Origin of the sequence: Synechococcus sp. CCY9202, assembly GCF_034931685.1 — a bacterium.
In the GTDB taxonomy this organism is placed as follows: domain Bacteria; phylum Cyanobacteriota; class Cyanobacteriia; order PCC-6307; family Cyanobiaceae; genus CBW1002.
The window spans coordinates 13,702-33,268 of sequence record NZ_JAYGID010000062.1; the positions used below are offsets into that span (position 1 = coordinate 13,702).

Annotated in this window: 17 protein-coding genes; 9 read left to right on the forward strand and 8 right to left on the reverse strand. The window is 67.2% G+C overall.

Translation table 11 applies throughout. The features are described from left to right. Positions 1-5: 5 nt before the first annotated feature. The 3 genes from VB777_RS08750 to VB777_RS08760 form a co-directional block, all read right to left on the reverse strand. Positions 6-953, reverse strand: coding sequence for a phospholipase D-like domain-containing protein (locus VB777_RS08750; RefSeq protein ID WP_323248396.1), 948 nt, complete (start codon positions 951-953; stop codon positions 6-8). 377 nt (positions 954-1,330) lie between these two features. Then, positions 1,331-2,362, reverse strand: a complete 1,032-nt coding sequence (locus VB777_RS08755; RefSeq protein WP_323248399.1) for an FUSC family protein — start codon at positions 2,360-2,362, stop codon at positions 1,331-1,333. A gap of 2 nt (positions 2,363-2,364) precedes the next feature. Next, on the reverse strand, positions 2,365-3,159 hold the full coding sequence (locus VB777_RS08760) for an FUSC family protein (protein WP_323248401.1): 795 nt from the start codon (positions 3,157-3,159) through the stop codon (positions 2,365-2,367). A gap of 166 nt (positions 3,160-3,325) precedes the next feature. On the opposite strand from VB777_RS08760, the gene VB777_RS08765 reads away from it, so the two are divergent. Further along, positions 3,326-4,303 carry a DUF389 domain-containing protein gene (locus VB777_RS08765; protein WP_323248402.1) on the forward strand — a complete coding sequence of 326 codons (978 nt, stop codon included), beginning with the start codon at positions 3,326-3,328 and terminating at the stop codon, positions 4,301-4,303. Positions 4,304-4,337: 34 nt separating this feature from the next. Here VB777_RS08765 and VB777_RS08770 read toward each other — a convergent pair whose 3' ends face one another. Beyond that, complete coding sequence (locus tag VB777_RS08770) at positions 4,338-4,820, reverse strand: hypothetical protein (protein ID WP_323248404.1); 483 nt, start codon at positions 4,818-4,820, stop codon at positions 4,338-4,340. A 150-nt stretch (positions 4,821-4,970) separates the two neighbouring features. Here VB777_RS08770 and VB777_RS08775 point away from each other — a divergent pair, with 150 nt between their 5' ends. The 3 genes from VB777_RS08775 (at position 4,971) to VB777_RS08785 (ending at position 6,627) form a co-directional block, all read left to right on the forward strand. Next, on the forward strand, positions 4,971-5,576 hold the full coding sequence (locus VB777_RS08775) for an HD domain-containing protein (protein WP_323248406.1): 606 nt from the start codon (positions 4,971-4,973) through the stop codon (positions 5,574-5,576). 24 nt (positions 5,577-5,600) lie between these two features. Further along, positions 5,601-5,945: a 2Fe-2S iron-sulfur cluster-binding protein gene (locus tag VB777_RS08780; protein ID WP_322757929.1), complete on the forward strand. Its 345-nt coding sequence runs from the start codon at positions 5,601-5,603 to the stop codon at positions 5,943-5,945. A 169-nt stretch (positions 5,946-6,114) separates the two neighbouring features. Next, entirely contained in the window at positions 6,115-6,627 is a 513-nt protein-coding gene (locus VB777_RS08785) for an adenylate/guanylate cyclase domain-containing protein (RefSeq protein WP_323248426.1), read from the forward strand. Here VB777_RS08785 and uvrA read toward each other — a convergent pair. The 4 genes from uvrA to recN all read right to left on the reverse strand — a co-directional run bounded on the left by uvrA (position 6,564) and on the right by recN (position 12,965). Further along, a complete protein-coding gene (gene uvrA / locus VB777_RS08790) occupies positions 6,564-9,566 on the reverse strand; it encodes an excinuclease ABC subunit UvrA (RefSeq protein ID WP_323248408.1) in 3,003 nt (1,000 codons plus the stop codon). The genes VB777_RS08785 and uvrA overlap by 64 nt on opposite strands. 76 nt (positions 9,567-9,642) lie before the next feature. Further along, positions 9,643-10,230: an alpha/beta hydrolase gene (locus VB777_RS08795; RefSeq protein ID WP_323248410.1), complete on the reverse strand. Its 588-nt coding sequence runs from the start codon at positions 10,228-10,230 to the stop codon at positions 9,643-9,645. A 23-nt stretch (positions 10,231-10,253) separates the two neighbouring features. Then, positions 10,254-11,222, reverse strand: coding sequence for an oxidoreductase (locus VB777_RS08800; RefSeq protein ID WP_231598121.1), 969 nt, complete (start codon positions 11,220-11,222; stop codon positions 10,254-10,256). A 36-nt stretch (positions 11,223-11,258) separates the two neighbouring features. Beyond that, positions 11,259-12,965, reverse strand: coding sequence for a DNA repair protein RecN (gene recN, locus VB777_RS08805; protein WP_323248412.1), 1,707 nt, complete (start codon positions 12,963-12,965; stop codon positions 11,259-11,261). Positions 12,966-13,063: 98 nt separating this feature from the next. Between recN and VB777_RS08810 the strand changes: the two genes are divergently transcribed. From VB777_RS08810 to VB777_RS08830, 5 genes are all read left to right on the forward strand, one after another. Next, positions 13,064-15,166: an AarF/ABC1/UbiB kinase family protein gene (locus tag VB777_RS08810; RefSeq protein WP_323248414.1), complete on the forward strand. Its 2,103-nt coding sequence runs from the start codon at positions 13,064-13,066 to the stop codon at positions 15,164-15,166. A gap of 97 nt (positions 15,167-15,263) precedes the next feature. Next, on the forward strand, positions 15,264-15,863 hold the full coding sequence (locus VB777_RS08815) for an alpha/beta hydrolase (protein ID WP_231598119.1): 600 nt from the start codon (positions 15,264-15,266) through the stop codon (positions 15,861-15,863). A 123-nt stretch (positions 15,864-15,986) separates the two neighbouring features. Continuing rightward, on the forward strand, positions 15,987-17,045 hold the full coding sequence (gene thrC / locus VB777_RS08820) for a threonine synthase (RefSeq protein WP_197158982.1): 1,059 nt from the start codon (positions 15,987-15,989) through the stop codon (positions 17,043-17,045). A gap of 497 nt (positions 17,046-17,542) precedes the next feature. Then, a complete protein-coding gene (gene dnaN / locus VB777_RS08825; RefSeq protein ID WP_323248416.1) occupies positions 17,543-18,688 on the forward strand; it encodes a DNA polymerase III subunit beta in 1,146 nt (381 codons plus the stop codon). Between the two features lie 5 nt (positions 18,689-18,693). After that, positions 18,694-19,503, forward strand: a complete 810-nt coding sequence (locus tag VB777_RS08830) for an RNA methyltransferase (protein ID WP_323248418.1) — start codon at positions 18,694-18,696, stop codon at positions 19,501-19,503. Positions 19,504-19,567: the final 64 nt, after the last annotated feature.

The window sequence follows — 19,567 nt, forward strand, 5'->3', positions numbered from 1 at the left end:
CGGGGTCAGGCTGCCGGGGTCAGGCGCCGGAAATCCTTGACGAACTGGCGACCGAGCTGGGCCACGATGGTGGGATCGTCCTCGATCAGACCCATCTCCCGGTTCAGGGTCGCCGAGTCGGGGGAGAGGCTGATCGAGCCCACATAGGCGAGGCGCCCATCCACCCGGGCGGCGCGGGCATGCATGTAGGGCGCATCGAAGCTCTCGAGCGGCCCGCTGGTGCGCACCCGCACGCCGGCGGCCGAGAGGGCCTGGATCGATGCGGTGTGCTGGCGGTTCTGCTCCTCACTGGCGCCGTTCACCTGTACCGGGGTGATCAGACGCACGATCACCCCGCGGGCCACCGCCGCCACCAGTTCGCTCTCGAGGGCCGCATTGCCCAGCTCCTCGGTGTACACATCCAGCCGCCGCTCGGCCTGCTGGTAGAGATCCGCCATGCCGGAAGCGGCGTTGCGCGGTGCGATCAGCAGCTCCGGCGGCTCCACTGGGGGAGTGGGATTGAAGGCGGGCGGTTCCTGTCCCACCGGGGCCGAATAGGCCCAGTCGTTGGCGAAGAGGCGGCGGATCGTGCGCAGCACGGTGGGATCGGTGCTGCTGAGGGCGAAATCGCGGTACTGGGCGAAGGTGGTGGAGTCGAGGCAGGCGGAGCCGTACACCAGCAGCTTCGAATCGATCAGGATCGTCTTGGGAAAAGAGCGCGGAAAGATCGGATTGCTGAGGTGCAGCTCCCCGCCGGCGGCCACGAACTCCGCCGCCAGGTTCTGCCGTTCCGGCTCCAGCGCCTCGTATTTGCCCCGGTCCACGATCGCCCGCACCCGCACGCCGCGGTCCAGGGCATCCCGCAGGCCGGCCAGGATCTTCGGATCCTCCAGCACGCAGATCTCGATGCGGATCTGCTGCTCAGCCAGGGCGAAGGCCTCGCGGTAGATGCGCCGGCCATCCTCGGGCAGCACCTGCAGACGATCGAAGGGTTCCCCGGTGAGGGGATCACGGGAGGAATCGGCGGCATCGCCGCGGCTGCCTCGGGCGCCGGCGGCTCCGGCGGTGTCCCGAACGGGAAGAGGGCGGAGGAGGAAGAAGCGGAGCGGGCCCAGTCCGGCAAGGCGGGCCGGGGATCCGGCTCCAGGAAGGGCGCAGGGGAAAGGGACTCAAGCATGGACGAGGCCGGAGACACTCCTGCCACTGGGATCTCAGGCTAAGAGCCTGCTGAAAAAGTCCCGAGGTCGCCATGACTTGAGTCTGACCTCTGGGCGCAGCGCCCGTGAACACTGGGCTCGGAGTCAGGCGTTCCCGGGCTGAATGGCCCTTGAAGGGGTTTTTCAGCAGTCTCCTAAGGAGCGCGGACCGGGCCGGCCAGGGCAGGCCGGGCCCCAGCGGGAAGGCTGCGCAGGCTGAGCAGGGCATCGCTGAGCATCAGCAGGCGGCTGCAGAGCAGCAGCTCGCCTTCGCCTGAGGGGGGCTGATCCTCCAGCTGGCGCTGCAGCCGCTGCCGCAGAGCCTGCAGATCCCGGCGGCTGCGGCGCCCATCGGAGCCGCAGGCAGAGGCGCGCAAGTGGGCCGCCCCACAGCTGATCAGGGGAGCCCAGGGGAAGGTGGCCGCGGCGGAGCCGGGCCCGGCCGCGGCAAGGATGGGGTGGAGATCGCGGGCACAGCTGAGCACCGTGCCGGCCTGGAGCAGCAGATCCTGCGCCAGGTTGAGGGGATCCTCGCCGCTGAGATGGAGCACCCCCTGCTCGGCCGCCAGCTGCGGCAGGCGCCGGCGCAGGCCATCGCGCCGCTCCCGCATCCGCAGATAGGGCTCCTCCGAGTGCTGGGTCAGGGCCACACGCTCGAGGGCATCGGCCAGGTCGAGCAGCCACTGGCGGCAGTCGGCCTGCCAGAGCAGCAGGCTGCGCTGGCTGTAGATGTGCCGCGACACGAGAATGCCGATCCCCACCCCCAGCAGGGTGGTGACCGTGCGGAACAGGGCATAGGGCCACCACTCGAGGCCGTGGTGGAGCAGGCTCCCCGCCACCACCTGCCCGCCCACGATGTAGCCGCTGCGCAGGCCCGCCGCGAAGCTGAACAGACGCACCAGGGTGAGCCCCCCGAAGATCGCCAGGGGCAGCGGTGCGCCGCCGAGGGCGCCGGCCGCGATCACCACCGCCACCAGGCCGCAGAGGGTGCCGAGCAGGCGCTCCCGGCCGGCCAGCACGCCCTGGCCGAGGTCGGACTCGAGCACCGTGAGGGCCCCCAGCGCCAGGAACAGCCCCTCGGGCAGGCCCAGGAAGGCGGCGGCGGCCATCAGCAGCGCCAGCACGCTGCCGTTGCGGAGGATCAGCGCCAGGGGCGCGGGCGAGGACGACGAGGGGGAGGAGGCCATGCTCAGGCCAGCTCCGGGAAGGTGCCGTAGCGCCCCAGGGCCTCCCGGCAGGCCCGTTCATCCAGGGTCTTGAGCACCGTGGGGCCGCGCAGCATGGCCACGGCGTGGCGCAGGGCGATCTCGAGGCAGTCGTGACGATCGCGGTAGGAGGGGGACTGCAGCAGGGCCGCCTCGCTGCCCCGCAGAACCTCCGAGCGGACCGCCCGGTGCTCCGCATAGCTGGCGATCAGGGACTCGGCCGAGCAAACCTGGCGGCCGGCCAGCAGATCGTGCAGCCGCTGCACCAGAGCCCGTTCGCTGGTGATCAGGCGCTGCAGCGGCGCATCCGGCCAGAACAGACGCTCCACGGCCATGCCGATCCCGAGGCCCAGGGCATGCCAGAGGGTGCGATCGAAGACATAGCGGAACCCCATGGCCCCGTAGGCGGGCACACCGAGCAGGAGCACCACCATCACCCCCGCGTTCACAAGGGTGGCGCTGCTGAAGCCGCAGCGCCGACCGATCCGATGAATCAGCACGTAGGCCACCCCCATGGCGAGCCAGTCGCGGAAGGCGAGCATCACCAGGAACACCACCACCCCGCCGAAGGCCGTGCCCTGCAGCCGTGCCTGGGCCGCCTGCAGGGAGGCATCCCGGCTGGGCAGCAGGCTGCGCACGGCTCCGTACACCAGATAGAAGCCCTGTTCGGCCGCTACCGCAGGCCCGGACCAGAGGTAGAGGGCAGTGGCGAGAAAACCGGCGAACCCCACCAGAAGGGCGTTTCTGGTCTGCTGCGGGGAGAGGGAGCGCAACGGCATCTTGCTGTGGTCAGGAGTGGATCATCCCGACCACACTGCGAAACAGAAACTCAGCGGCTTCGTGACACTTCCCCCACGCGCTCTGAAGTTCCTCGGAGGCCTTCGCCCAAGCCGGAACACCCCAGCAGAGCCGCCGATCAGCCATGACTCCCTGCAGGAAGACAGGGTGGAATCCTCCTTTCCAAGCCTGTCGTTCTTTGTATTGCTGATCACGTCCACGATCATTGCAACACTGGGGCTTCTGGTCGACAGCCCCGCTGTGGTGATCGGCGCCATGATCGTGGCGCCGTTGATGAATCCGATCCTGAGTTGTGCCTTCGGGATCAGCACCTCCGACGGGATCCTCATTCAACGTTCCTTGCTCACGATTGTGCTGGGAAGTTGCACGGTGATGCTGCTGGCCTGGGCCCTCGATGAAGCGGTACCAGCCACGATCCTGAGCCGGGAAATCATCGCCCGCACCACACCCAACATCGTGGATCTCGGCATCGCTCTGGCGGCCGGTGCCGCCGGTGCCTTCTCCCTGACCAGGCCCAAGATCGCCAATTCCATTGCAGGCGTCGCGATCGCCGTGGCTCTGGTCCCTCCCCTGTGTGTCGCCGGAATCGGCCTCGGCCTGCGGGACGACATCGGCGTCTCGGTGGAAACCGTCGTGCCCATCGGGATCGGCAATCAGGTCACGACGGGAGCCCTGCTGCTCTTCTGCGCCAACCTGATCGGCATCACCGTGGCCGCATCCCTCGTCTTCCTGTGGCAGCGGTACGGCCACTGGCGACGGGCGGGGGTGAGCCTGGTGTCTCTGGGGCTCCTGCTGGCCGTGGTGAGCGGGCCCTTGAGTGGAGCGATGGGGGAATTCATCCTGGAGAAAAGGATCGACAGCCAGATCGCGAAACTGTGGGAGCGGTATCCCCACTACCGCGAAGTGATCCAGCTCAAGAATCTGAGCGTCCAGACAAATTCCAAAGGGGTGAAGGTCGACTTCCAGCTCTATGCCCCATCTAGCCTGCTCGATGATCAGATCCTGGATCAGCTGCACGGGGAATTGAGTCAGGTGCTGGAGAAGAGTGGCCTCGGTACAGTCACCACCACGATCCGGCATGTCCCCACGGAAGTGAGGAGCTACCGCAGCACGCTCGCCCCCTGAACTCCCCAGTTACCGCACACCGCACCGGAAGGCGTCAACCCACGACCCAGGCACGGAACAGCACGGGAGATTCACTGTTGGGGGGCGTGGTCCCCTGGGGGAAGGGCGGCACGGAATGAAAGTCCAGGCCCGTGGGCGGAGTGAGGAAGCCGGCGTGGAACACGTTCGAGTAGGTGCCATCCGCCAGGGCGAACTGGATGCCGCTCTGGGTCAGCTGGGGATCGCTCTTCCGCCCCTCCGGCAAGCGCCGGGGCTCGTAGCGCACGAGGTTGTCGCCGGTGTAGGGGGCATTACCGGGGATGGAGGTGCCAGCGGGCACCAGCCCGGTGATCCGGTCCCCGTTGCGCTGGCCACGGATGCGCAGAATTTCGTGGAAGCCATCCCCGTCGGGGTCCCGATCGGTGAGGAAGCGGCCCTGGGCCCGGATGCGTTCGCCATTGCCACTGCCTGTACTGGTGCCGGTGCCGCGGTAACGCCACCGCCAGCGGAGGGGTTCGTCGGCCTGTCGATGGGACATGGGGAACTGGCTCCGGAAGCGGGCATCCGCGTGCCTGGATCCCTGGATGGTGGCACCGGAGCGTCCGAACGCCATGGGACTGTTCACAGCTCCCTCCACCCGGTGGGAGGCCTGCTCCATAGGGTGAGGATGAGGGTACTTCCGCAGACCATGGAGCCAACGCCGCAGGGCGAGCGCATGCGGTTCCACCGCATGGACGAGATGAGCCCGGACGATTTCCGGCTGCTGCGCACGGTGCATGAGCAGAACCTGCTGCAGCTCCCGGATCTGCTGCTCGATCTGCTGGAGAGGCTGGGCGGGGACGAGGCCTACCCCGTGGATCGCCGCACCCATTCCCTGCAGGCGGCGACCCGGGCCCTGCGGGACGGCCGCGACGAGGAAACCGTGGTGGTGGCCCTGCTGCACGACGTGGGGGAGGCACTCGGCCCCCTCAATCACGGTGAGGTGATCGCCGCCATCCTCAAGCCGTTCATCCGGGAGGAGAACCACTGGATGCTCGCCCACCATCCGGTGTTCCAGACCTACTTCTACGGCAGCCAGGTGGGCATCGACCCGAACGGCCGGGAGGCCTACCGGGAGAGCCCGCACTTCGCCTACACCGCTGAGTTCTGCGCCCTGTACGACGAGGTCTCATTCGATCCGGACTATCCCCAAGAACCAATCGAGACCTTCATTCCGATGGTCCGCCGCGTTCTGCGCAGACCGTGGGATACCCCGGCGCCGGAGCCAGAGACAAGAGGAGGAGAGTTGAACTAGAATTGCTAAAACACTCTATCGCGCATGGAGATCAACTGGGCATGCGCTCAGCTGAGCACTCCCTGGCATCACCCGGACAAGACGCTGCTCGTTATCGCGATCGAATCCGATATCGAAATGGTTTCGGCATGCGGAGGAAAAACCATCTGCAGCTCCTGCAAGGTTGAGGTTCTCGAAGGGCTGGATTATCTGGAGCCAAGAACCCCTGAGGAAGCACGCATTGCCGAGCGCCTCCACTGGCCGGATAACATACGGCTGGGCTGTGCGACGAGATTTCGCGACAGAGGAAAGGTGAAGATCAAGCGACTGATCAAACCTCCCGGGGAGAGGAAAGCGGAAAAACGAAAAGCCAAACAGGGGGGGGGTTAGGCGTTGTTCGATCCCTGGCGATCCTGTTCGTGGATCTCAAAGGATTCACCCCCTTTCAGAAAGCATTCCCGCGTTCGACTTGGTGTATATCCTGAATCGCTATTTCACGGCACTGAAGGAGGAGATTGTCTAAAACCATGGAACGATCAACCTCTGGGTTGGCGACGAACTGAGCTGTGTATTCGGCATCCAGGAAACCGATTCAGGATCCTATTGCGAAGATGCTGTGAAAACCGCCTTTGCAATCCGCAAAAGAATCCTCGTGCTCTCCGAAGCACTCCGAAAGGAATTCAATCGCTCTGTTGACGTTGGCATCGGCATCCATTACGGACCCACCGTCGTGGAGAACACTGGCCCGGTAGACGACCTGCGCTTCGGGCTTGTGGGTGATTGCGTGAATATCGCCAGCCGAATTGAGCGCAAGACCAGGGATTTCAATTGCGACATCCTGATCAGCCAGGCCGTCTGGGACAACCTCACGGAATCCCGCGATCTAATCCAGGAAAAACATGAGGTGCCCCTCAAGGGCGTCAGCCAGACGATGACGGTCTATCCCGCTCGTATCCCTGTCAGACAGGCAGGAATCACCGGCACATCCAACCGCCAGGCAGCCAACGATCAGGCAGCCACCTCCACAGGGGGATGCTGCTCCAGCACCTGCTTGAGGTACCGGCCGGTGTGACTGGTGGGATGTTCCGCCACCTCCTCCGGGGTGCCGCAGACCACGATCTCACCGCCCTTGTCGCCCCCTTCAGGCCCGAGGTCGATGATCCAGTCGGCACAGCGGATCACATCGAGGTTGTGCTCGATCACCAGGATTGAATTGCCCTTGTCCACCAGCCGCTGCATCACGTCCATCAGCTTGTGCACGTCGTAGAAGCTCAGGCCAGTGGTGGGTTCATCGATCAGATAGAGCGTTTTCCCGGTGGCACGTTTGGAGAGCTCGGTGGCGAGCTTCACCCGCTGCGCTTCCCCACCAGAGAGGGTGGGCGCCGGCTGGCCGAGCTTGATGTAGCCCAGACCCACATCCACCAGGGTGCGCAATCGATCCGCCGCCTGGGGGATAGCGGAGAACACATCGGCAGCCTGCTCCACCGTCATCTGCAGCACATCGGCGATGGTGAAGCCCTTGTAGGTCACCTGCAGGGTCTCGCGGTTGTAGCGCGCCCCCTTGCAGACATCACACTGCACATACACATCCGGCAGGAAATTCATCTCGATCACATTGACGCCCTGCCCGCTGCAGGCCTCGCAGCGCCCCCCTTTGACGTTGAAGCTGAACTGACCCACCTGGTAGCCCCGCGCCTTGGCCTCCACCGTGGCGGCGAACACCTGGCGGATCGGATCAAAAGCGCCGGTATAAGTGGCTGGATTGGACCGGGGCGTGCGACCGATCGGGCTCTGGTCGATCACGATCACCTTGTCGATCGACTTCATCCCCTTCAGCGACTCCAGCCCCGAGGGGAAAGGCACCTTCAGGCCGAGCTTGTGCTCCAAGGCCGGATGGAGCAGCTCATTGACCAGGGTGCTCTTGCCACTGCCGCTCACACCGGTCACGCACACCAACCGCCCCAGTGGGATCTCAACGCTGATGTCGTCCAGGTTGTTGCGGCGGCAGTTCACCAGGGTGAGCTGGCGGGTGCAGGCCTGGCGGCGCTCCGCGGGGGTGGGAATCGAGCGCCGGCCGCTGAGGTAGGCGCCGGTGAGTGAATCCTCCGCCGCCAGCAGCTGCTCAAGACCTCCCTCGGACACGATGCGGCCGCCGTGCACCCCGGCGCCGGGACCGATGTCCACCACATAGTCGGCGGCGCGGATCGTGTCCTCGTCGTGTTCCACCACGATCAGGGTGTTGCCCAGATCCCGCAGCTTCAGCAGGGTGGCCAGCAGGCGATCGTTGTCCCGCTGGTGCAGGCCGATGCTCGGCTCATCCAGCACGTAGAGCACGCCGGTGAGGCCGGCACCGATCTGGGTGGCGAGGCGGATGCGCTGGGCCTCCCCGCCCGAAAGGGTCATGGCCGGGCGGTCGAGGCTGAGGTAGTCGAGCCCCACATCGAGCAGGAACTTGAGGCGCATGCGGATCTCCCGCAGCACCAGGTCGCCGATCTGGATCTGGCGGGGGCTGAGCAGCGGCGGCGCCCCGGCACTGGCCCCGACCCCCATCAGCGCCTCGATCCGGGCCAGGCTCTCGCCCACGCTGGTGCTGGTGAGCTCGTGGATCCGGTACGGACCCACCCGCACCGCCAGGGCCTCGGGCCGCAGCCGCAGCCCCTGGCAGGTGGAGCAGGGCACCAGTTCGAGGTACTTCTCCAGTTTCTGCCGCACCGCCTCACCGCTGGCATCGCGCAGCTGCCGCTCCAGGATCGGCAGGATCCCCTCGAAGGGACGCTCGTAGGTCTGGCTCTTGCGGTAGCGGCTGTCGGCCTGGATCGGGATCGGCTCGCTGCTGCCATGCAGCAGCACCTGGCGCTGCTCCTGGCCGAGTTCGCTCCAGGGCAGCTTGATCTCGAAACCGAAGGCCTCCCCCACCGAGTAGAGCAGGGAGAAGTAGTAGGAGCTGTCTTTGTCGCTCCACGGGGCGATCGCCGCATAGACCGGCAGCGACGGATCCGGCACCACCCGATCCTCGGTGAACTGGCGCAGGTGGCCGAGGCCATGGCAATCCGGACAGGCGCCATAGGGGCTGTTGAAGGAGAACAGCCGCGGCGAGAGCTCCTCCATCACGGCGCCATGCACCGGGCAGGCGAAGTTCTCCGAATAGAGGCGCTCCCGCTCCAGCCCCTCCGGCAGCTCCTCGCCGGTCTTGGGCACCACCTCCACCAGGGCCAGACCGTCGCCGCGCTTCAGGGCCGTGCGCAGCGAATCGGTGAGCCGCTCCTGGATGCCATCGCGGGCCACGAGCCGGTCGACCACCACCTCGATGTGGTGGGCGTGGTTCTTGTCGAGCTCGATGTTGTCGGCCAGTTCGCGCACCTCGCCGTTGATCCGCACCCGCGCGAAGCCCTCCGCCACCAGGCCCCCCAGCAGCTTCACGTGGGTGCCCTTCTTGCCCCGCACCACCGGCGCCAGCAGCTGGTAGCGGGTGCCCTCGGGAAGGGTGAGGATCTGGTCGACCATCTCGTCGATGGTCTGGGGCCGGATCGAGCGGTCGCACTGGGGGCAGTGGGGCTCACCAGCCCGACCGAACAACAGGCGCAGATAGTCCTGGATCTCGGTCACCGTGCCCACGGTGGAGCGGGGATTGTGGCTGGTGGATTTCTGATCGATCGAGATCGCCGGCGAGAGCCCCTCGATCGCATCCACATCCGGCTTGTCCACCTGGCCGAGGAACTGGCGCGCGTAGGCCGAGAGGCTCTCGACGTAGCGGCGCTGCCCTTCGGCGAAGATCGTGTCGAAGGCCAGCGAGCTCTTGCCGCTGCCGCTCACGCCGGTGAACACCACCAGGCGATTGCGCGGAATCGTGAGATCGACGTTCTTGAGGTTGTGCTGCCTGGCGCCCCGCACCCGGATCACATCCTCAAGGCTGCCGCCGTTGAGGGTGAGGGCAGCCTCGCTGGCACTGGTGGCGCCGTTCGGGGCCGCTGCTGTTGCCGCGGGGCTGGCAGAGGCTGTGGCGCGGGGCATGCGGCGGCCTGGTGAACGGTGGATTCTAGGCGCGCTGGCCTGACCCATTCAGTGATCCGGCACCCTCCTGGCCCGGCTAGGGGGCGGTGCCATTGCCGGCAGCACCGCTCTGGCCGCCCAGATCCGTTTCCAGAAAGCCGCGCACCACATCGGTGACCGAGTTGAGTCGGTTGAAGGCAATCCTGAGCTGAGGCAAGCTCACGGCCAGATCCTGGTTGGGATAGGCCTGCAGGAAGCCGAGCGGCGACAGGCTGCCGTCCCCCTTCTCCAGCCCCAGGATCGTGGCGGCCCTCAGGGCCGGAACCGCCACGCCCGGTGCCTTGAGGGGGAAGACGATCCGGGCGACCCGGTTGAGGGCCGCCTCGCCGATGCGGGTGCCGAGCAGACGGCTGGTGAGCACCAGGGGCAGGCGGATCTGCACATTCAGGAGCTTGGCCAGCTCAGCCGGGTTCTGCCGTCCCAGCCGCAGCACATCCCCCAGCAGGCCTCGCGCTTCGCCGGTTTCCGCCAGATGGGCCAGATCCGCCACCGGAATCGAGCGGCGGAAGGCCCCGCTGACGAACACCACCTGCTCGGCCGCATGGGCGGCGGGCGGTGCCAGCGCAGGCAACAGCAGCAGACCGGTAGCCAGAGGGGCGGCAAGGGAACGAAGACGCGGCACCACGACACCCAGGAGCTGCGGCCAACTTAGGCAGGGCTCACTGCAGTGCCCACTGCCGACATCCGGGTGGCCAGCGCCGGGCTGGCGGCAGCGCAGAGCGCTTCACTGCACTCCCACAGCCGGCGGCGCTGCTGGCCATCGAGGGCGGCCGGGGCAACCCGCACCGCCGCGGGCCAGCCCCGCAGACCACCCCATTGATCGGGGCCGTAATGGCCGCCACCCTCCGCCTGCGGGGCCGTGGCGGCAAACAGCTGGGGCAAAGCCCCCATGGCGGCGCTCTGGAAGAGGGGATCCATCAACCGGTAGGCCAGGGCCTCGAAGCGGGCACCGCTGGCCTCCACCGAAGCGGGCTGAAGATTGGTGCGGGCCAGGCCGGGGTGGGCCGCGAAGGAGCGCACCGTGCTGCCGGCCTGCTCCAGACGCTGCTGCAGCTCCAGGGCGAACATCACGTTGGCGAGTTTGCTCTGGCCGTAGGCGCGCCAGCGGTCGTAGGAGCGCTCCGCCTGCAGATCATCGAAGGCGATGCGGCCGAAGTACTGGGCACCGGAGGTGACCGTGACCACGCGGGCATCGGGCTGGCCCTCGAGCAGAGGCAGCAGGGCCAGGGTGAGGGCGAAATGACCCAGGTGGTTGGTGGCGAACTGCAGTTCGAACCCATCACGGCTGAGGGTGCGGGGCGGCGCCATCACACCGGCGTTGTTGATCAGCAGATCAAACCGGCCGTACTGCTCCTCCATCCAACCGGCCGCGGCGACCACCTGCGCCAGATCGGCCAGGTCCAGCTCCAGCAGATCAAGCGGCCCACGGGCCGCCGGCAGCAAGGCCTGGCGAGCCTCCTCGCCGCGGCGCCGGTTGCGGCAGGCCAGCACCACGGTGGCGCCATGGTGGGCCAGGGCCCGGGCGGTTTCCAGGCCCAGGCCGCTGTTGGCACCGGTCACCAGGGCAATGCGGCCGCTCAGATCGGGGATGGCAGCGGCGGTCCAGCGCGGCGGCACGGCAGGCACGGAAAGCGGAGCGGCGGCAGGGTGGTTCTAGCGATCCGGCCGCGGCGGCGCGGCGGCCCGATCCAGCAGGCTGGCGGCAAACAGGCGGGCGTCACCGGAATCACCGCCGGCCAGCTCGGCCAGCTCCGCCTGGCGGGCGCGAGTGTCCCGCAGGTGGGACACCTGGGTGTGGGTGACGCCGTCGACGACCTGCTTGCTGACGCGGTAGTGGTGATCCGCCGCAGCCGCCACCAGGGGCTGGTGGGTGACACAGAACACCTGCCGCTGCAGGGCCAGGCGCTGCAGCAACTCCGCCATCGCCCCACTCACCCGGCCACTGACCCCCGTATCGATCTCGTCAAACAGCAGGGTGACGTGGGCATCGGCCGCGGCCAGGCAGGTCTTGAGGGCGAGCAGGAAGCGGCTCATCTCCCCCCCCGAGGCCACCTCCGCCAGGGGCGCCAGGGGCTGACCCGGGTTGGCGGAAAACAGGAACTGCACCGCATCGGCGCCCTCCTCACCGGCCGGGGCGGCCTCCACCCGCACCTCAAAACGCACATTGGCCAGACCCATGGGCCGCAGGGCCTGCATCAGCTGCTGCTCCAGCTGCCGGGCCGCCGCCTGGCGCCGTTCGTGCAGGGCGGCATTGAGATCATCCCGTCGCTGACGCAGCTGCTGCTCCCGCTGCTCGAGGGCAGCCAGGGACGCCGCTGCGCCACCGGGAGCCAGCTGCTGGCGCAGCGCGTCCCGCAGGCTGATCAGGCCGGCGAGATCAGAGCCGTGGCGGCGCTCCAGCGCCTTGAGGGTGGCGAGCCGGTCCTGGAGCTGGGCCAGGCTGGCTGGATCACTCTCCAGCGAAGCGGCGTAGCGATCGAGATCGCGCATCAGATCCTGAAGCTGCACGAAACCCTCGGTGCAGCGCTGGCGCAGGGGGCTGACCGAACCATCCAGCCCCTCCATCACAGCGAGCTCCTGCTCGCAGGCAGCCAGGTGATCGAACACCGAAGGCGCCTGCTCGGCCCCCTCCACCAGGCGCCCCTGCAAGCTCATCACCCCCTCCTGCAGACGCACCCCGTGGGAGAGGCGGTCCTGCTCGCTCTGGAGGCGCTGCACCTCAAACGGGTCGTCGAGGTCCGCCGCCTCCAGATCCTCAAGCCGCTGCTCCTGAGCGATCCGCTCGCGCTCCAGCTGATCGCGATCGCGCTGCGCCGCCTCCAGCGCCTCGACCGCATCACGCCACTGGCCAAAAGCCTGACGCACCGGATCAAGCAGCAACTGGATCGGCTCACCCGCAAAGCGATCCAACCAACGCCGCTGCTGACCGGGGCGGGCCAGCTGCTGCGTCTGTCCCTGCACGGTGAGATCCAGCAGCAGGGGCCGCAGCTCCTGCAACTGAGCGCGGCTGACCAGCACGCCATTGAGGCGATTGCGGCTGGTGAGGCGCTCCTCGCTGCGGCGCCACTCCCGGCTGAGCCAGAGCTCACCCTCCTGGCTCTCGATCTCCTGCTGGGCCAGCCAGACTTCCAGCGGTGGATCGAGGCTGAAGCTGGCCTCGATCACGGCCCGCTCCGCCCGAGGGCGCAGCAGCCGGGCACCGGCACTGCCCTGGGCACCGCCCAGCAGGGCATCGAGGGCATCGAGCAACAGCGACTTACCGGCCCCCGTCTCTCCCGTGAACACGGTGAACCCCGGCGCGAAACCGAGCTCCAGCTGTTCGATCAGGGCAATGTTCTCCAGGCGCAGCCCCGTGAGCACCCCGGCCTCCGGTATGGAACACGTGTTCGCCCCGACCGTAGCGGCCTTGCGATTGTTCTAGAAGAGGGTGTACGGGATTGCGCCACAGGCGCTGGGGCATGGTTCGAACCGCCGCTGACGCCGCTGCCGACGCCATGCGCGCCGCTGTCTTCGGAGAGGCTGGCGTGGAAGAGAGGGTCCTCGAAGAGGCTGCGCATCAGGACAGTGTTTTCAGAGATGCAGTCCACTCGGCAACTCCACGCTCATCAGCGCGTCCAGGAGGGGAGGCTGGAGGATCGACACCCTGGCCGGATCTGAGCACCACCGCTCGAGGCGGCTCGCCCGAGCTGGGCGATTTCATTGAAGCCGCCGGCCTGCTGGAGTACGACCCGGCAGCGATCACCAGGATCTATGCCGGACATCCCCAGCGGCTCCTGCGCCGACTGGCCCAGACCCTGATTCCGATCGGCCTCTATCTGCTCGGTGTGGGGACCGACTGGCTGCTGGGCATGCTGGCCAACCCTGAACGCTCCCGGGCCAGGGCCCGCGAATGCGCCAACCTGCTGGTGGATCTGGGGCCCGCGTTCATCAAGGCCGGACAGGCCCTCTCCACCCGGCCGGACATCGTTCCGCCGATGCTGCTGGAGGAACTGGCCCAACTGCAGGACCAGCTGCCGGGCTTCGATTCAGCCCTGGCGATGGCCTGCATCGAAGAGGATCTGGGCGCACCGGTCGAAGCGATCTACGCCAGCCTTGAACGGGAGCCGATCTCGGCTGCGTCACTGGGACAGGTCCATCGCGGCGTTCTCCGTACCGGTGAGCGGGTGGCCGTGAAGGTGCAGCGTCCAGGACTGAGGGAGCAGATCACGCTGGATCTCTACATCGTGCGCAATATCGCCGCTTGGCTGAATCAGAACGTGCGGCTGATCCGCAGCGATCTGGTCGGGCTGATCGATGAGCTGGGCCGGCGGGTATTCGAGGAGATGGATTATTTCCATGAAGCCGCCAATGCCGACCGCTTTCGCGCGCTGCACGCCCACAACCGCCTGATCGCCGTTCCCTTGATCTACCACCAGGCCACCAGCCGCCGGGTGCTCACGATGCAGTGGATCGAAGGGGTGAAGCTCACCAACCTCGAGGCGGTCCAGGCCCTCGGCATCGATCCGGATGTGATGGTGAGCATCGGAGTCGACTGCAGCCTGCAGCAACTGCTGGAGCACGGTTTCTTCCACGCTGATCCCCACCCCGGCAACCTGCTGGCCCTGAGCGACGGGCGGCTGGCCTATCTCGATTTCGGCATGATGAGCGAGGTGAGCCGTGAGGCCCGTACGGGCTTGATTCAGGCGGTGGTCCATCTGGTGAATCGCAACTTCAGCGCCCTGTCCAAGGACTTCGTCAGCCTCGGCTTTCTGGCCGAGGATGTGAACCTGGAACCGATTGTTCCCGCCTTCGAGAGCGTCTTCGGCCAGGCGCTGGAGATGGGCGTGAGCCGGATGGATTTCAAAGCGGTGACCGATGATCTCTCCGGGGTGATGTATCGCTTCCCCTTCCAGGTTCCGCCCTACTACGCCCTGATCATCCGCTCGCTGGTGACCCTCGAGGGCATCGCCCTGAGCGTGGATCCTGATTTCAAGATCCTCGGTGCCGCCTATCCATACTTCGCCCGCCGCCTGATGGAGGATCCCGATCCCAGCCTGCGGCAGAGCCTCAAGGAAATGCTCTTCGATGGCGAGATCTTCCGCTGGCAGCGCCTCGACAACCTCATCGCCAGCGCCTCCAAGGGGAGCCAGCTCGATCTGGACACCCTGCTCGACCAGGTGCTCGATTTCCTCTTTTCTCCCCAGGGGGGTCTGCTGCGTCAGCAGCTGGTCGACGCGGTGGTGGAGCGGATGGATGCGGTGGCCTGGCAGGCCACCCTGCGGCTCGGCCAACGGCTGCCGACCAGGCTGCAGCCACCCGGTCTGCGCCGCCGCGATCCCTGGGAAGCCAGCGAGCCCTTGCTGGATCTGGAACCGGTGCGGCAACTGGTGCTGATCCTGCGGGTCCTGCCCGGCTTCGAACCCCAGTTGCTGCTGAAGCGGCTGCCGCGTCTGGTGGGGGAACCCGATCTGCGCCGCATGGGGGCCCAGGTCGCCCGGGGGCTGGCCGAACGTGGCGTGGTGCGGCTGCTGCGGGATGTGTTGGTGGCGCCCCAGCGCAGCGCCGATCTGGCCAGTGCCTGAAGCGAGCGGGGGCGGTGAACCGGCCTGTCCCGCAGCCGCCACTCAGCTCCCACCGAAACACGGCTCCTACGATGAAGGCCATTCTTCGGAGAGTTCCGTGCAGAAGCGGTCCGGGCGGCAGCCCCGCCAGTGCCACCGTCTGGGGGCCGCCCTGCTGGGACTCGGGCTCTGGGCCAGCTCCCCTGCGGCCCTGGCCGGCGAGAATCTGGTCTTCGTGAGCGGGGCCTTCCGCCGCTCGATTCCAGTGGCGGATCTGGAGCACCTGGCCACCACCGGAGAGGCCCGCGGTCTGCTCGCGGACGTGCTCAAGTTCAGCAAGCAGAAGCCGGAAGAAGCCGCCAAACTGCTCAACCAATCGATGACCGTTCCGGTCGTGCTGGTCAGCCGCCTGCTCAACACCAGCATCGGCGAGGCGATCCTGGCGCGGGCCGCCCAGATCATCTACCCACTCAACGCTGAGACGGTGGGGGTGCAGGCGATGCGATCGGCGCTGGTGCTGGGTGCCGCTGAAGACTCCGGCAAGCTGTCGCCGATCGGCTTCCTCAAGGCCTACCCCACCAACGAGATCGAGGTCAGCATTCCTGCCTTGCTGGGGCTGATGAGCAAGGCGAGCTCCGTGACCGACCTGGTGCGCTTCTTCTCGGAATCTCCCCTTGATGGCCTGCGCGGTGATGTCGGTGCCAAGCCTGGCTCCTGAATCCGGGCCAGGGTCAGCCTGAGTCGCGCCGTAGATTCGCCTCCAGCCTCCAGACCCTGCCCCGTGCCCCTGCTCCGTTCCTTCCGGCGCCATGGCACCGGTCCCTTCGGCGCCCAGCCGGTGATGCAGGACTGGCCGGGCCTGATTGAGGCCTACCGCGCCTGGCTGCCGGTGAGCGATGCCACGCCGGTGGTGACCCTGCGGGAAGGAGCCACGCCGCTGATCCCGGCTGCGTCGATCGCCGAACGGATCGGCCGTGGCGTGCGGGTGTTCCTCAAATACGACGGTCTCAACCCCACCGGCTCCTTCAAGGACCGGGGTATGACCATGGCGATCAGCAAGGCCAAGGAAGCGGGTTCGGAAGCGGTGATCTGCGCCAGCACCGGCAACACCTCCGCCGCGGCCGCGGCCTATGCGCGCCGGGGTGGCATGCGGGCCTTCGTGCTGATCCCGGATGGCTACGTGGCCCAGGGGAAGCTGGCCCAGGCCCTGCTGTACGGCGCCGAAGTGCTGGCGGTGCAGGGCAACTTCGACCGGGCCCTGGCGATCGTGCGGGAGGTGGCTGACCGCTACCCCGTCACCCTGGTGAACTCGCTCAATCCCTTCCGCCTTCAGGGGCAGAAGACCGCCGCCTTCGAAGTGGTGGACGCCCTCGGCGAAGCGCCCGACTGGCTCTGCATTCCGGTCGGCAACGCCGGCAACATCAGCGCCTACTGGATGGGCTTCCGCGAGTACCGCCAGGCAGGCCGCAGCTGGAAGCTGCCGAGGATGATGGGCTTCCAGGCCGCCGGAGCCGCCCCGCTGGTACTGGGCCACACGGTGGAGCAACCCGACACGATCGCCACCGCCATCCGCATCGGCAACCCGGTGAACAAGGAGAACGCCCTCAAGGCCCGGGCCGAGAGCAACGGTGACTTCATGGCCGTGACGGACACCGAGATCATTGAGGCCTACAAGCTGCTCGGGGCTGGAGAAGGCGTGTTCTGCGAACCGGCCAGCGCCGCTTCGGTGGCGGGGCTGCTCAAACGACGTGAGGAGGTACCGAGCGGCGCCACGGTGGTGTGCGTGCTCACCGGCAATGGCCTCAAGGACCCCACCACGGCCATTGAACACAACGACGCCAAGTTCCACGCCGGCATCGAACCCGACACGGCCACAGTGGCCAAGGTGATGGGCTTCTGAGCCTCACGGCCCTGGGATCAGCGCGACCGCGGCTCTGGTCATCAGCCCCCGATCGGGGGCTTTTTTGTTGCGAATCAGCGGGATCTCAGGACGCAGCCAACCCTGAAACCGCCTGCTGAAAACCCCGGGAAAAGGGATTCCCTGAGCTGGGGAAAACGAACGCGACCGGACACCCGGGGCGGCCCTGGTTTTCCACAGGGCCGGGATTTGGTGGAAAGCTGCGATTTCCAGGGTTTTCCTCCGGCGTTTTCCTCATGCCTGTAAGAGCAAAACAATTGCAGCGCAAAGGGTTTAATGCTGTTTTCCCCCGATTCCCCAGGCTCTACGACTACGAGTTGGGATTGTTATTCAGAAAAAAAATCAATCCTTTTGGCAGTCGGGTTGGGGAAAGTGGGGTGGAAAGCGGGAATCCGGCCAGCCGGTGCGTTGCGCTTGGCGCCGCCCTATGGAACGGTGGTGAGGCCGATCTGCCGGCCGCCAGGCCTCCAGAAACCCCCATGAAGCTGGTCTGTTCCCAGGCCGAACTCAGTGCCAGCCTTCAGTTGGTCAGCCGGGCCGTCTCCGCCCGGCCTACCCATCCGGTGCTGGCGAACGTGCTGCTCACCGCCGATGCCGGCACCGGTCGTCTCAGCCTCACCGGCTTCGACCTCAGCCTTGGCATCCAGACCAGCCTGCCGGCCTCGGTGGAGGCCAGCGGCGCCATCACCCTGCCGGCCCGGCTGTTCGGCGAGATCGTCTCCCGCCTCTCCTCCGATAGTCCGATCACGCTCCACTGCGACGACGGCACCGAGCAGGTGGAGCTCACCTCCCTCTCGGGCAGCTATCGCATGCGGGGCATGCCTGCCGATGACTTCCCCGATCTGCCCCTGGTGCAGGCCGGCACCCCGATCCGTCTCGATGCCGAGGCCCTGATCAAGGGCTTGCGCGCCACGATCTTCGCCAGCAGCGCCGATGAGGCCAAGCAGGTGCTCACGGGCGTCCATCTCCGCCTCGAGAACGACTCACTCGAGTGCGCCGCCACCGATGGCCACCGGCTGGCCGTGCTCAAGCTGGATCAGGCCCTGCGCCTCGATCCCGAGGTCGAGAGCGAGTCCTTTGCCGTCACCGTGCCGGCCCGGTCCCTGCGGGAGCTGGAGCGGCTGCTGAGTGTGCGTCAGTCGGATGATCCGCTCAACCTCTTCTGCGACCGCGGCCAGGTGGTGTTCCTCTCGGCGGATCAGGTGCTCACCAGCCGCACCCTCGATGGCACCTATCCCAACTATCGCCAGTTGATCCCCGACAGCTTCGGGCGCAGCATCGCCATGGATCGCCGGGCTTTCACGGCCGCTCTGGAGCGGGTGGCGGTGCTGGCCGATCAGCACAACAACGTGGTCAAGATCAGCACCGAGCCGGCCTCCGCTCAGGTGCACATCCGCGCCGACGCCCAGGACGTGGGCAGCGGCGCCGAGACCCTGGCGGCCCAGCTGGAAGGGGAGCCGATCGAAATCGCCTTCAACGTGCGCTACGTGCTTGAAGGGCTCAAGGTGATGGCCAGCGAGCGGGTGATCCTGCACTGCAACGGACCGACCACGCCGGCGGTGCTCTCGACGGCCGATGAGGGCGCCTTCACCTATCTGGTGATGCCTGTTCAGATTCGCGGTTGAGTGGCGTGGCCCTTCCCGAGCAGCTGCTGCTCAGCGATCTGCTGCAACGCCGGGTCCGCTGCGACCAGGGCCTGGATCACGGTCCCGGCCTGATCGGCTGGATGCATCCGCCGGTCCACCGTCTGCTCGGTTGGGTCACCAGGCCCTCGGCCTTCGGCAATCAACGGCTGGTCTGGCGGCTGAATCAGCTGCGGGGGCTCGGGGAGGGTGAGGCCTATGTGCAGGGAGAGCCGGCCGAGACGGATCCGGCCACTTTGGAGCGGCTGCCGACCCTGTTCGATGCCGCCCTGCTGGGCCAGGAGGGCCAGCCCCTCGGCAGCGTGGTGGATGCGGCGGTGGAGCTGCGCAGTGGCCGCATCCGCCACTACCTGATTGCCCGCAGTGATCCGCGGCTGCCGGGCAGCAGCCGCTGGCGCCTCACCCCCGAGCGGATCGTGGATCAACAGCCCGGCATGGTGCGCACGGCCCTGGGCAGCCTCGACGAGCTGCCCCTGGCCCGCGCCAGCGTGCGGCAGGAACTGCTGCGCCGCTCACGGCGCTGGAAGGAGCAGCTGGAACAGGAGACCGGCCGCTGGCGCGACCAGATCGATCAGGTGGGGGATCGCTTTGAAGGCCGGCTGGAGGGTTGGCTGGAGGAGCCCCCCTGGGAGCCCCAGGGGCGTTGGCGGGAGGACCCCGAGGATCCCCTGGAGCGCAGGCCGGAGCGCGAGGCCTGGGATCAGTGGGAGAGCGACTCTGATCCCGACGAGGCACCGCCCCGCTCCCAGCCGCGCTCCCGCAGGGATCCCGGCGCTGATGCCGATCCCTGGGTCTGACGGCCCGATCCGCCTGCCCAGCCGGGTTGGTCGGCCCCTCGGCCAGAGTGGAGCACCGTTGCCT